Origin of the sequence: Microcoleus sp. S13_C5 (genome assembly GCF_036700845.1) — a bacterium.
GTDB lineage: Bacteria > Cyanobacteriota > Cyanobacteriia > Cyanobacteriales > Microcoleaceae > Microcoleus.
Window position 1 is genome coordinate 1 of record NZ_JAUBPR010000163.1, and the last position, 12,136, is coordinate 12,136.

Below are 12,136 nucleotides of genomic sequence, written 5' to 3' on the forward strand. Positions count from 1 at the left end.
AATTAAATCTGGCGCGTGATTGTCAGCAAATAGCCTTGCCCCACTGGTTTACTCTTTTGACAATTAATCCACCCTGCAGACAGCAGGAGCGGTAGGACTTGAACCCACAACATTCGAGGTAGAAGCTCGACACTCTATCCAGTTGAGTTACGCTCCCATGTTTTTTGTTAATGCGCGATTCCCTACGGGATAGCTGCGCTTCACGCACTTTGACGTGCAAGTTATCAGAGCATTGCGTTTTCTCAGTTACTAGAGGGACTCCGCCGATGAGTTATTACACACTCTTTAAAGGATGGCTACCTTCAAGCCAACCTGCCGGGTTCATCGCACTCCTCGTTCTCAAACGCCCGCTGATTTTGACAGCGTTACCTTTCCTCTCGTACTAAAGTATGTAGGCTCCAAAGATTGGGACACGCAAAGGGAGATCGCTCTTAATATAAAAAATTATCCATTCAATGGAATCAACCTCCTTAAATTAAAGTAAAAACAACGAGAGTGGCAGGACTTGAACCCACAACATCCGCGTCCGAAGCGCGGCGCTCTATCCATTGAGCTACACTCCCATAAATTGGTAGTCCTGACAGGATTTGAACCTGCAACATCTTGCTTGTAAGGCAAACGCTCTACCGTTGAGCTACAGGACTACAAAAGCGGATGATGGGACTCGAACCCATGCGCTGAGAATGGCATACTCAGATGCTAGCCTTTACATCACACCCGCAAACCGATTTGTGATTTGAAATTTGAGATTTTCGATTGAAAAAACCTCTCGTTTAACCAAGCGGATAACGAGGCTCGAACTCGTGCCTAGAGTTTGGAAGACTCGAATGCTACCGTTACACCATATCCGCAATTGTGGGGCTGGTGATAGGAATTGAACCTACAACCGACTGATTACAAATCAGTTGCTCTGCCTAATTGAGCTACACCAGCACAGCAGATGGCGAGATTTGAACTCGCAAGAAAGCTTTACAAGAGCCTCATGTTGCCAGTTACATCACACCTGCATTTTTGGTGGCGGGGGCAGGAGTTGAACCTGCTATTAAGAGGCTTATGAGACCTCCAAGCCTACCCAGGCTACTTCACCCGCGATGTCACCAAATACCCCTGACTGGCATCGAACCAGCACTAACTAGATCCTAAATCTAGCGCCTCTACCGATTGGGCTACAGGGGCAAAACCGATTTGAGATTTGAGATTTGAGATTTGAGATTGAATAAAACCTCATACCCCTGACAGGCCTCGAACCTGCAAAAAACACTCGTTCTAAGCGAGTGATGTTTTCCAATTACATCACAGGGGTAAAGTCGGGATGGTTGGATTTGAACCAACGACTCCATGCTCCCAAAGCATGGCTTCTGGCCGCTGAATTACATCCCGTTCATGCTCCTAGTGAGACTCGAACTCACACTCAAAATAAAACAGATTTTAAGTCTGCCGCGTCTGCCAATTCCGCCACAGGAGCAAGTAGAAACTTAGTTAAAAATTTGGTACTCCTGGTGAGATTTGAACTCACACAACACAATTTTTGAAATTGCGGCCTCTGCCAATTGGGCTACAGGAGTGTAATTGCTCTGCTTTGGTAATAGCAGAACTGGGAAGGCAGGGATCGAACCTGCATTTTGCCGCTTTCAAAGAGCGGTGCCATGCCGATTAGGCGACTTCCCAATAATTGGGTGCCGGGGTAGGCTTTGAACCTACAGAAACTCCTATTTCAGAGATAGGCGACTTTACCAATTTGTCTACCCGGCAATTTAAAAAATGGCTGCCCCAGTAGGACTCGAACCTACAACCTAGCGGTTAACAACCGCTTGCTCTACCATTGAGCTATAAGGCAACGCAATCCCCCAAGTCAGTATCGAACTGACGACCTCTTGTTCTTCAGACAAGCGCTCTACCAACTGAGCTATCGGGGGAAAACGGAGAAGGAGGGATTTGAACCCTCGACGGCTGTTAAACCGCTCTTTCTTAGCAGGAAAGCGCCTTAAGCCACTCGGCCACCTCTCCACAGCGAGAACGGAGGGATTTGAACCCCCAAATCTTCAGTTTCGTAGACTGAGATGTTATCCAGTTACACCACGTTCTCAAGATTGCAACTGCATATTAAATGCAGTTACAAATGGGTCGGGCTGGAATTGAACCAGCAACGCTTTAAGCTACTGTTTTACAGACAGCTACCCACGCCAATAGGAGGGCCGACCCAGTTTGGAAGTGCTGACGGGAGTTGAACCCGCAATCACTTGGGTGAAAACCAAGCGGCTTAAACCATTTGCCTACAGCACTATAAATTGGCACAGGAACTGAGATTTGAACTCAGAATGCTGGTTTTGGAGACCAGAGTGTTGCCAGTTACACCATCCCTGCTTTTGGTGGCAGCGGCGGGATTTGTAGCTTGCTTCCGCGAAGCGGTACCCGCATTGACCAAGGTATGAACTTGGCGCTTTACCATTAAGCTACGCTGCAATGTCACTTTCGCTTCGTTCCTTTTCAAAGTTAAAAAAATCAATTAAAAGACTGTTAGTTTAATCTTTTAATTTCTATTTTTTAATTTCTGATTGGGAACAGAGGTTAGGGCGGGATTTGAACCCGCGCAATTCGGTTTTGCAGACCGACGCCTTCAACCACTCGGCCACCTAACCTGGGAGTCCCGACGAGGTTTGCACTCGCAATCTTCTCCTTGAGGGGGAGACGGCTTGACTTTTGCCTACGGGACTTTGACCCCCGCCGAAAAACGGATACTTGCTTTCCGACAGGAGGTGTGGATTTTAGACCCTAGTTCCAATTCCCAGATTCTTCTCCTGTGGAGTAAATCTAAAATCTAAAATCTAAAATCTAAAATCGACTGACGGGAGTAACGAGACTTGAACTCGCAACCTTTCGCTCGACAGGCGACTGCTCTGACCGGTTGAGCTATACCCCCGCGAAAATGAACAATATTCTGTCCTTGAATTACTCAAGTTGGGACGGGGTGGCGGTTGATTCCGCGTACTACAACCCGATCGGGCTATTGTTGCCGGAGTCTACACCGCCAATGTCCACAATTATGTGACACGATTAACTTCCTATTCAGTTTTCAAGGTTCATGTTGCTCGTGGGGTAAGGTTTTGAAGCTCTTTCCCCTTCGCCATACATTTATATTACATTGCGTATTACAAGACTGTCAAGGGGGTAATACAACTTTTTTTTAAATTGGGTTTTTTAAAGGGGTGCCGATCGCTCCAACCAACCCTCTGCATTCCCCCAAATCCTTATAAGTCAATAGTTTTGCTGCTAAACAGAGGTTGTGGCGTAAGGTAAATCTGATGCTGAAACTGTACTACACTGCAATTTGTCTAAATTCTCGCCGTCGCGCGAGGTGGCACTTCTGGAAAATGCGATAATCAGCTTTTAGATATCAAATACTACAAATCAAAGCTTGTCTGAATTGCCCTTAACTCCCGTGCCCGCATCCACAGAACCCGATCGCCCAAACCTCCCTCACTGGCTACACTCGTTGGATACCTGTCCGAGTACCAACAGTTGGGCGATCGCCCGCGCGGCCCAACTCCACCACGGAGATGCAGTATTTACCAAGCGACAAACCAGCGGGCGCGGCCAACACGGGCGCACCTGGCACGCCCCAAGCGGTGTCTTGACTGTTAGTTTTGTACTCGACAACCTCAACCCCAATCTGTTGCCGGGGCTCAGTTTAGCAGCGGGTTTAGCTGTGATTTACGCGATCGAAGATTTGGTTCCCGACTGTCGCGATATGCTGCGCCTGAAATGGCCAAACGATGTCTGGATCGATCGCCACAAATTAGCCGGAATTCTCTGCGAAGCTACCAACGGCAATGTTTCTGGCAAAACTCGCGCCGTTGTGGGAATTGGACTCAACCGCTGCGTAGATTTCGCGGCTGCGGGATTGGATGAAAGGGAGCTCGGCAATGCCGTAAGCTTGCATTCTATTGCTAGTACAGTACCAGATGAACTGTGTTTGCTTGATCGACTGCGGCACTATTTACTCGAACTAGCTGATATGTTTTCTACCACAGACAAGCCAGCCTCCAAGTCCGGTTTAGCGCTACTTTTGCCGGAATTGCGCCGCCGCGATGGGTTGATTGGCTGCCCGGTGGCGATCGAACTTTCCTCGGAAACCATCTGCGGAGAAGCCGCCGGCATTGACGGATGCGGCCGCTTGTTAGTATGCTTGGCGGGCGATCGAATACAAGCCTTTACCTCCGGGCGAGTTAGATTAATTTAAGAGGAAGAAGCAAGAAGGAAGAAGCAAGAAGGAAGAAGCAAGAAGGAAGAAGGGAAAGGGAGTCAGAGCAATATTTTCAGCGATAAAAAGTGTCCTAACCTTCTTGCCAGTTACTATAAATTAAGACAAAGAAGTCATTAGTCATTAGTCATTAGGGAAAATTCCGAATTAACAATGCTCGATGCCCGATGCCCAATTCCCAATTACCAATTCCCAATTTTAATTTATCACCTCAAATACTACCAATCTGCTCAGCCACAGCGGTTGATTTGCCTCCACACCTTCGGGACGACCCTTAGTAGAAGCAACTTGTATTCTGTTGCCATTTATCCCTTGTCTAACCAAAATATTTTTCACATTTGTCGCCCTTTCCAGTGCCAACTTTTGATTTTCGGCCGGAGTGCTTTTAAAATCGCTGTAGCCAACTATCCTTAAATTCTTCGTGCGATTTTTATCCATATATTCCTTGACTTTGCTAAGCTTTTCTGCTACATCTTTCGCCTGCAAACTTGCCGAACCTGCACCGAAATACACGCGAACTGGCATTATTATCTTTGGTGGCGGTGGAGTTCCTATTATCACTGTATTTGTTACAGACTTCACGCCCGGAATTTTCTCAAAAGCTTGAGTTATTTTCTGAGCATCTGGCACTTTGCTCACGCTGCCTGCAACGGCGACTTTTCCCTCTGCATAGCGAGCTGAGATATTAATGCTTTCTACTTTATTCAAAAGAGCTGCCGTCCGCTTGACATCGGCTTCGACTAAAACTGGATCGGGAGGTACTTCAACGGCTATAATTTTATTTTCAATTCTTGATTGTGGAGCCGCTTGCTGAGCGATTTTTTCCGCTTTCGATCGCAGATTTTGATTCGGCACTCGTCCCGAAATCTCCAATACTTTATCTTTAACATCAGCCGCGAGGCGATAAACTGATAACTCCGGCGCAGATTGTAATGCTAAATTTGTATCTGCTTCTAAGCTCGCTGCAACTCCCCTGCGGTATTGATGAATTCCCCAAGGTACGCCAATTAAACCTAACGCTGCCAAACCGATAATGGGTAAAATTGGAAGTTTACGAGATTTAACTTTTACCTCTGTATCGATTAATTTTTGCAATTTCGAGTTTACTTCTGGTGGCACAGTTGCTGGATCGCCGTTGAATGACTGAATTAGAGCTCCGTATTCTTGAACAATATTGTTGAATATCGCTCGCATTTTATACTTAAACCACTGGCGGGTTTCTCCTTGCATGACTACTGCTAGATAACACGAACCCGCAACTTCCAGTACGATCGTAGATGTGCCATATTCTATTGCATCAATTTCTGCAATATTTCCAGACTGAGATATGCAATCGTTGACAAAAGCCCGAATAGCAGTCAACATCCCCGCTACCATCTCTGATTCTAGCTGTTCGCGTTCAGACTTCTGCACTGCTGAAATTACTAAGCCCGATCCTGCTTGAATTAAAAAGACAGCTTTCACACTCAGTGGTGTTGTTTCTTTCATCAGCAATTCTGCTTCAGAAATGCCCTGTATTTTGGCTTTAATTTTGCGGCTAATTCCCTCTGGACTTAAAGCTGATTCGACTTTTTCATTAATCTCCCGCATCATCTCGGCGATGTATTTTAAAATCGTGCTGCCGATGATCGGATAAAGTGCATCCGACATTGCTTCTCGCTTGAGATGAATTTGCTGTTTGATAGCGGCGGCCATTTCTGGCGCGATCGCCATTGCAATTTCATCGGGCGATTCACTCATTCTGTGGCTGATTCCCACAGTCAGAGCCGGCGATATGGCTACTCCCATCGATTGTCGATTTTCTCGGGTTTTGGTATTAATTATTTCATCAATTATGGGAGCTATGGTTTCGACAAATGATTGTCTCGACTCATTAATGGTTTGGAGCATCATTTCGGGAAACATGATTTTAATTCGGGCGAGTAATTCTTCCCGATTGCCTCCCCATTCAGCATCAGTAATTTTGCGATCGAGTTCCCCTACTTTATCGTTGAGTCTGTAATTATAACTTACAACTTCATCTAACAATGGTAAAATAGATTCGATGACCGACTTTTGTAGTTGGGCGTGATGGCTAACCATCAGCTCGTCAATCAAAGGTTTCAGTAAATCGGTAAACAAGTCTGTCGATTCATAAATCCGGTGTTCGATCGCGACAATTTTTTGTTCGATCTTCCCGAGTCTTTGATCAATCCTTTTATTCTGAATGATGGCATCGACAGCGGGGGCGATGGCCGATTCTATCTCTAGCTTTGCTTCCCCGATGTTTCGGGACAGCATCTCTACAATCACTGGCATTATTCTTGCCATCAACCCTTCTATCTCGGCTAAAACTTGCTGCTGAACTTCGACAATCTTAGTTTCATTATTTAATATTTGTGCTGCAATACCGCTGTTTTGAATAGCCGTGTTGACACCAGGTGCGATCGCCTCTCTCACCTCTAACTTTGTCTCCTCGATTTTCCGGTTCAGCGACTCAATCATTAACGGCATTAACCTTGCCATTATATCTTCCGGCTGAGATTTTTGCTGTCGCTGAAGATTATTTAGTCTACTTTCTACGTCGCTCAATTTGCCTTGAACTTCTCTTTGAAGAAGTGCTGATTCTATCAAAGGTTGGATCGTCGCTGCTACTTGTAATTTTGATTCATCGATTTTCTGATTCAGCAAATCAGTTATTGCCGGCATTAGCATCGCCATTATCTCTTCTGGCTTCTGAATTGGCGACTGTTGCGTAGCCAGTCGGCGTTCGATGATGCTCAATACTTTTTCTTCTATTTCTACCCAAGCTATTCTTACCTGTACTGAGGGGGCAACAGCTTCTACAACCTCTAACTTTAATTCACTAATTTTGCGGCTCAGCAATTCGCTAACTACTGGTACTAGCTGCTTGATTAAATCTTCCGGTAGCTGTTGGTAACGCTGCTGAATATTCGCAACTCTATCTTCAATTCTTACTACGTGTTCTTCAAGTCCGTTTTGATTGTGAATTACTTGATTGACTCTCGGTGCGATCGCGGAAGCTACCTCTAACTTAGACTCCTCTACCTTACGGTTGAGCAGATCGCCCACCACTGGCATCAGCCGTTTGATTAAGTGTTCTGTATTCGGCAGTGGCTGCTGGTTCAAGTTAGCAATTTGATTTTCCCAATCTGCTAATTTTGCCTCCAACTCGATGCGATTAATTTTATTATTGCTCGCGAGTTCCATCGCCTTTTTTAATTCCGACTTCAACTCCTCTAATTCTTCTCTCACTAGCTCAGGAATTAACGGTTTCAGTAAAACCATCAACTCTTCTGGTTGAGACATCAGCTTCTCAAAATTTTCTAACCTTTGTTCCACGCTCAAAACATTACTGTAAAATTCCGGCAAATCCCTTTCAAATAGCAACTGTTGCAACCGCTTAAACTCCTCTACTGCTTGTTCTAATTCTTCCTCCGACGGCCGACTTTTTTTAGCTACTTTCCCGGATGTAGATAAATCGGCTTCCTCATTATTGTTTTCTCGTCTTTGAGATGGTATCTCTTCATCGTTACTTAATACTTCCGGTACAATACTCGGTGATTCGATCAGGAAAGACAATTGTTGGCGCCGATTTTCCTCATCCTCTAATCGCTGAACAGACTTTTCCGAAAGCGGTAATTTCAGATCGATTGGCTCTTTTTTGGATTTTTTTAATAACTGAAATTCAGTCAGTATGGTTAGCAATTCCTGAAGTTGCTCTCCAGCTTTAGAACTTGCTATACTTGCATCAGAAACCTCTTTTTCTGACTGATATCTTTTGCGTAAATTGTCATTTGATGCTGCCATACTGCCCTACCCAAACGTGATTTTAATCGACCGAAGGAAATTACCAGCTTGCTTGCCGCCTCACCCCAGCGACAATCAATAGGAATGACACAATTTTTCCCAGCGTCAGGCGTACTAAAGCTATCGCCTTATTTTAACTGCTGTTCTGCGACTAGCCAACTGGGCGGCCAACTGCAATGCTGCCTTCATGCTGGAGGCATCTGCAATCCCTTGACCTACAATATCAAAAGCTGTGCCGTGATCCGGAGAGGTGCGGACAAAAGGCAAGCCAATTGTAGTGTTGACTGCTTTATCGAAAGCCATCAATTTTACTGGAATCAACCCCTGGTCGTGGTACATTGCCAAGTAACCGTCGTGAGCTTCCTTGGCTAAACCGTACCAAACTTTAGCCGGTTTTACCCACAGGGTATCGGGGGGGACTGGCCCGTCTAACTGAACTTGAGGAAAGCGATCGCGCTGCGTTTCCAACCAAGGTATCATCCAGTCTTGCTCTTCATTTCCCAGCTTGCCATTTTCGCCGCTGTGAGGATTTAAGCCAGAAATCGCAATTTTCGGTCTTTCTAGCCCAAAATCTTCCCGCAAACAGTCTATCAGTAATTCTAGTTTTTCACTCAGTAATTCTGGACTCAAAGCATCGGGGACTTGACGCAGGGAAATATGTGTGGTAGCGAGTAAAGTTACGAGCGTCCAGCCACTGTGTGGAGATGTGGCGGCAAACAGCATTCCGAATCGCTGCGATTTTGCCCTTTCTGCGAGGAGTTCTGTTTGTCCGGGATAATTGTAACCGGCCGCCTGCCAGCAAGTTTTGGAAATCGGGCCTGTCACGATGGCGGAGAATTCGCCGGCGAGGGTACGGGCGATCGCACTTTCCATGTAAGCAAAGCTAGCGGCCCCGCTAGCTGCACTCCCGACACCGGGGACAATTTCGCCCCACTTGCTGTCTGGTTCAATATCAATAATATTTAATGTTTCGGGATTTGCCGCTTCTGCTGGGGGATTGCTCGATCGCAACTTATCGTAAGTTTCCTGCAAAACTCTCCTAGAACCTATAACCGTTACCCTCAAACCAGCAGCGGGATCTGCCAATGCCTTGAGAATCACTTCCGGGCCAATTCCCGCCGGATCTCCCAGAGTTACAGCTAGTTTTGATTCCCGATCGAGACTCAAGGCAGTTTTCTCCAACAAAATTACAGGAATTTCGGCACTGAAATTTTAGCATTCATGTACCTGCTTGCCCCAAATTATATTATCTTTATTTAATGCGATCGCCCAATTGGACATATAAAATCATGAATCCTGAAATTTTCACTGCAGCCTTTTTGTCCTTTTCCCTAATTTTCGTGGGTATAGGTGGAGGCTTCCTCCTGCTCAAATTGCAAGGCCGCGAAGAATAAGTTTTTTTCAACCAATCCTTCAGAAGCCTTCTACCTTCTGCCTTCTAGAGTCTACTTTCTGCCGAAAGCCAGCATTCTTCCGAATATCTCAAGCCTAAAATGAGAAAATTTCAGGTTTTTGTTAAGTTTTTATAACAAACTTAACAAAAACCTGATACCATCTTATAGAAAGTTTAAGATTCATAATTAATCCCTAGATGACTTTATTGATTTTAGGTGCCACCGGCACTCTCGGCCGCCAAATAGCCCGCCGCGCCCTAGACGAGGGCTACCAGGTGCGCTGTTTAGTCAGAAGTTACAGAAAAGCTGCATTTTTGAAAGAATGGGGCGCTGAACTCGTACCGGGGAACCTTTGCCAGCCAGACAGTCTGCCTCCGGCCCTAGAAGGCGTCAGTGCTATTATCGATGCAGCAACAGCGAGTGCAGCCGATTCTGTCAGCGTCAAAAGAGTAGACTGGGACGGAAAAGTATCGCTGATCCAAGCAGCAGCAGCAGCAGGCATCAAGCGTTACATATTCTTTTCCTTTCTCGACGCTGAGAAATATCCTCAAGTCCCCTTGTTGGAAATCAAGCGCTGTACCGAATTGTTCTTAGCAGAATCCGGTCTAGACTACACAATCTTGAGACCTTGCGGCTTTTTGCAAGGACTGGTGAGCCTGTATGCTATGCCGATTTTGGACAATCAGGCAGTCTGGCTGCCCAACAAGCCATCCGCCCTTGCCTACATGAACACTCAGGACGTTGCTAAATTTGCCGTCCGGGCCCTTTCCGTTCCCGAAACCGAGAAAAAAAGCTTCCCGGTTGTGGGAAATCGCGCTTGGGATGCTGACGAAATCGTGCGGTTGTGCGAACGGCTGTCAGGGAAGCAAGCCAAAATTACGCGCACCCCAGACGCCTTGTTGAAGGCTACTCGTCAATTTGCTAAGTTCTTTCAGTGGAGTTGGAACGTAGCTGACAGATTGGCTTTTTCAGAAGTTTTGGCGGCCGGAAAACCCTTGAAAGCTCCGATGGATGATGTTTACAGTGTCTTCGGAATCGACCCCAAAGAAACTACTACTTTGGAATCTTATCTCGAAGAATACTTTAATCTGATTATGAAGAAGCTCAAGGAAATAGAGTACGAGCAGCTTAAGACGAAAAAACGGAGTAAACAAAAGATGCCCTTTACATTTTAAAGTGCCGAAAGCTGGGATTATATACAACGACGTTAAACCTGTGGCTTGTCGCATCGCCGCAGAGTTGAAAGACAAGCTGACTGCCCGCGGCTGGGAGGTCTGCTCGGTTTCTGGTTCCGGGGGAATTCTGGGCTATTCTAGCCCTTCTCGCCCGATGTGCCACACTCCGATCGACCAACTCGTCCCCCCCGGTTTTGACAGCGACATGGAGTTTGCAGTGGTGTTGGGCGGCGACGGTACGGTGCTGTCGGCATTTCGCCAAGTTGCTCCCATCGGAGTGCCGCTGCTGACTGTCAATACCGGTCACATGGGCTTTTTGACAGAAACTTACCTGAACTTGCTGCCGCAAGCTTTGGAAAAGGCGATCGCCGGAGAATACGAAATAGAAGAAAGATCGATGCTGGCGGTGCGGCTGTTTCGAGAAAACGACTGCCTCTGGGAAGCCCTTTGTCTCAATGAAATGGTGCTGCACCGGGAACCGCTGACTTGTATGTGTCATTTTGAAGTGGCGATCGGTCAGCACGCATCTGTGGACATTGCCGCAGATGGGGTAATTATCTCGACTCCGACGGGATCGACAGCTTACGCCCTTTCTGCCGGTGGCCCTGTCATCATTCCGGGAGTGCCGGTGCTGCAGTTGCTGCCTATTTGCCCGCATTCAATGGCTTCGAGGGCTTTGGTGTTTTCTAACACTGAGCCGATCAAGATTTTGCCGGCGAGTCCGAACCGCCTGGTAATGGTGGTAGACGGTAACGGCGGATGTTATGTTTTGCCGGAGGATTGGGTGCAAGTCGAGCGAGCTCCGTACCAAGCCCGGTTTATTCGGGTGCAATCTTTTGAGTTTTTCCACATTTTGCGGGAAAAATTGGGCTGGGGCTTGCCTCACATTGCTAAACCGAGTTCCGTTGAGTTGCCTTGATAGTTGTTGTTGACACTCCCCGGCCTAAAGGTACGGGGATTGTTGCCTCAACCAGTTGGCTTGCTCGTAGATATCGTATCAAGTTCTAGCTGTAGTCGATCGCAATCATAATCACTCCTGACCGCAATTCCCGTTCCCGTTTTTCACCGATTGAAGGGCTTTTGATTTCTTTATCTGTTGATAAATCGTAGAATAAAGCAGCAATTAGTGTTGGTAATGTAGGGCGACGTTTATCCACCGGAATCTTTAATTCTCGATCGAGCTTCCGAATCATCTTCAAGGTCAGGCAGCGTTTACGAGATAACGATCCCCTTCAGCGGCGGCAAGAAGCCTTATATTTTCTATTAATAGCTTATAACCGTCCGCTGCAAGGGGTTTGTTAGACAAGACATTGACGAAAAGTTAGCTCCAATATATTTAATTCTGCATGTCAAGTTTTTGACAAATACTTTTCCATCGCTGACTTAGAATTGGATTTAGCTTCTGAAAGTCTTCTGTTGAAACCCACATTCCGCAGATGTGGGTGGAATTTTTTTATCAGTTGTGAAAAGTGGGAACCCCAAAGTTTTTCCGTTGA

7 protein-coding genes and 25 tRNA genes are annotated in these 12,136 nt (G+C 46.3%); 4 read left to right on the forward strand and 28 right to left on the reverse strand.

What is annotated here, in order from left to right; translation table 11 throughout:
• Positions 1-83: 83 nt before the first annotated feature.
• The 25 genes from QUA04_RS26500 to QUA04_RS26620 form a co-directional block, all read right to left on the reverse strand.
• A tRNA-Arg gene (locus QUA04_RS26500) sits at positions 84-157 on the reverse strand.
• Positions 158-490: 333 nt separating this feature from the next.
• A tRNA-Arg gene (locus QUA04_RS26505) sits at positions 491-563 on the reverse strand.
• Between the two features lie 6 nt (positions 564-569).
• Positions 570-644 (reverse strand) — tRNA-Val (locus QUA04_RS26510).
• 5 nt (positions 645-649) lie between these two features.
• Positions 650-721 (reverse strand) — tRNA-Gly (locus QUA04_RS26515).
• Positions 722-780: 59 nt separating this feature from the next.
• A tRNA-Gly gene (locus QUA04_RS26520) sits at positions 781-851 on the reverse strand.
• A 5-nt stretch (positions 852-856) separates the two neighbouring features.
• Positions 857-933, reverse strand: a tRNA-Thr gene (locus QUA04_RS26525).
• 2 nt (positions 934-935) lie between these two features.
• Positions 936-1,007, reverse strand: a tRNA-Thr gene (locus QUA04_RS26530).
• A 95-nt stretch (positions 1,008-1,102) separates the two neighbouring features.
• A tRNA-Leu gene (locus tag QUA04_RS26535) sits at positions 1,103-1,176 on the reverse strand.
• 51 nt (positions 1,177-1,227) lie between these two features.
• Positions 1,228-1,303: transfer RNA gene (locus QUA04_RS26540), tRNA-Leu, on the reverse strand.
• A gap of 4 nt (positions 1,304-1,307) precedes the next feature.
• Positions 1,308-1,380 (reverse strand) — tRNA-Pro (locus QUA04_RS26545).
• A gap of 4 nt (positions 1,381-1,384) precedes the next feature.
• A tRNA-Leu gene (locus QUA04_RS26550) sits at positions 1,385-1,465 on the reverse strand.
• Between the two features lie 23 nt (positions 1,466-1,488).
• A tRNA-Leu gene (locus QUA04_RS26555) sits at positions 1,489-1,565 on the reverse strand.
• 29 nt (positions 1,566-1,594) lie between these two features.
• Positions 1,595-1,668: transfer RNA gene (locus tag QUA04_RS26560), tRNA-Gln, on the reverse strand.
• A 5-nt stretch (positions 1,669-1,673) separates the two neighbouring features.
• Positions 1,674-1,752: transfer RNA gene (locus QUA04_RS26565), tRNA-Gln, on the reverse strand.
• A 10-nt stretch (positions 1,753-1,762) separates the two neighbouring features.
• Positions 1,763-1,837 (reverse strand) — tRNA-Asn (locus QUA04_RS26570).
• Between the two features lie 6 nt (positions 1,838-1,843).
• Positions 1,844-1,916 (reverse strand) — tRNA-Phe (locus QUA04_RS26575).
• A 4-nt stretch (positions 1,917-1,920) separates the two neighbouring features.
• Positions 1,921-2,007, reverse strand: a tRNA-Ser gene (locus QUA04_RS26580).
• 4 nt (positions 2,008-2,011) lie between these two features.
• A tRNA-Arg gene (locus tag QUA04_RS26585) sits at positions 2,012-2,086 on the reverse strand.
• 34 nt (positions 2,087-2,120) lie between these two features.
• Positions 2,121-2,202 (reverse strand) — tRNA-Tyr (locus QUA04_RS26590).
• Between the two features lie 4 nt (positions 2,203-2,206).
• Positions 2,207-2,283, reverse strand: a tRNA-Glu gene (locus QUA04_RS26595).
• A gap of 6 nt (positions 2,284-2,289) precedes the next feature.
• Positions 2,290-2,364: transfer RNA gene (locus tag QUA04_RS26600), tRNA-Trp, on the reverse strand.
• A 3-nt stretch (positions 2,365-2,367) separates the two neighbouring features.
• Positions 2,368-2,463: transfer RNA gene (locus QUA04_RS26605), tRNA-Met, on the reverse strand.
• A 102-nt stretch (positions 2,464-2,565) separates the two neighbouring features.
• Positions 2,566-2,639 (reverse strand) — tRNA-Cys (locus tag QUA04_RS26610).
• Positions 2,640-2,714, reverse strand: a tRNA-Glu gene (locus QUA04_RS26615).
• Between the two features lie 132 nt (positions 2,715-2,846).
• Positions 2,847-2,920, reverse strand: a tRNA-Asp gene (locus QUA04_RS26620).
• A gap of 495 nt (positions 2,921-3,415) precedes the next feature.
• Here QUA04_RS26620 and QUA04_RS26625 point away from each other — a divergent pair.
• Positions 3,416-4,240 carry a biotin--[acetyl-CoA-carboxylase] ligase gene (locus QUA04_RS26625; RefSeq protein ID WP_333262918.1) on the forward strand — a complete coding sequence of 275 codons (825 nt, stop codon included), beginning with the start codon at positions 3,416-3,418 and terminating at the stop codon, positions 4,238-4,240.
• Positions 4,241-4,459: 219 nt separating this feature from the next.
• Here the strand turns inward: QUA04_RS26625 and QUA04_RS26630 are convergent, their stop codons facing one another.
• Complete coding sequence (locus tag QUA04_RS26630; RefSeq protein WP_333262921.1) at positions 4,460-8,071, reverse strand: OmpA family protein; 3,612 nt, start codon at positions 8,069-8,071, stop codon at positions 4,460-4,462.
• Positions 8,072-8,191: 120 nt separating this feature from the next.
• Entirely contained in the window at positions 8,192-9,256 is a 1,065-nt protein-coding gene (gene pdxA / locus QUA04_RS26635; RefSeq protein ID WP_333262924.1) for a 4-hydroxythreonine-4-phosphate dehydrogenase PdxA, read from the reverse strand.
• A 104-nt stretch (positions 9,257-9,360) separates the two neighbouring features.
• Between pdxA and petM the strand changes: the two genes are divergently transcribed.
• The 3 genes from petM (at position 9,361) to QUA04_RS26650 (ending at position 11,559) form a co-directional block, all read left to right on the forward strand.
• On the forward strand, positions 9,361-9,465 hold the full coding sequence (gene petM / locus QUA04_RS26640; RefSeq protein ID WP_071587849.1) for a cytochrome b6-f complex subunit PetM: 105 nt from the start codon (positions 9,361-9,363) through the stop codon (positions 9,463-9,465).
• A 197-nt stretch (positions 9,466-9,662) separates the two neighbouring features.
• Positions 9,663-10,640, forward strand: coding sequence for an NmrA family NAD(P)-binding protein (locus QUA04_RS26645; protein ID WP_333262927.1), 978 nt, complete (start codon positions 9,663-9,665; stop codon positions 10,638-10,640).
• A 1-nt stretch (position 10,641) separates the two neighbouring features.
• The gene (locus QUA04_RS26650) at positions 10,642-11,559 is read left to right on the forward strand and encodes an NAD(+) kinase (protein WP_333262930.1); all 918 of its coding nucleotides are present in this window, start codon (positions 10,642-10,644) and stop codon (positions 11,557-11,559) included.
• Positions 11,560-11,644: 85 nt separating this feature from the next.
• Here the strand turns inward: QUA04_RS26650 and QUA04_RS26655 are convergent, their stop codons facing one another.
• Positions 11,645-11,833 carry a hypothetical protein gene (locus QUA04_RS26655; protein ID WP_333262933.1) on the reverse strand — a complete coding sequence of 63 codons (189 nt, stop codon included), beginning with the start codon at positions 11,831-11,833 and terminating at the stop codon, positions 11,645-11,647.
• Positions 11,834-12,136: the final 303 nt, after the last annotated feature.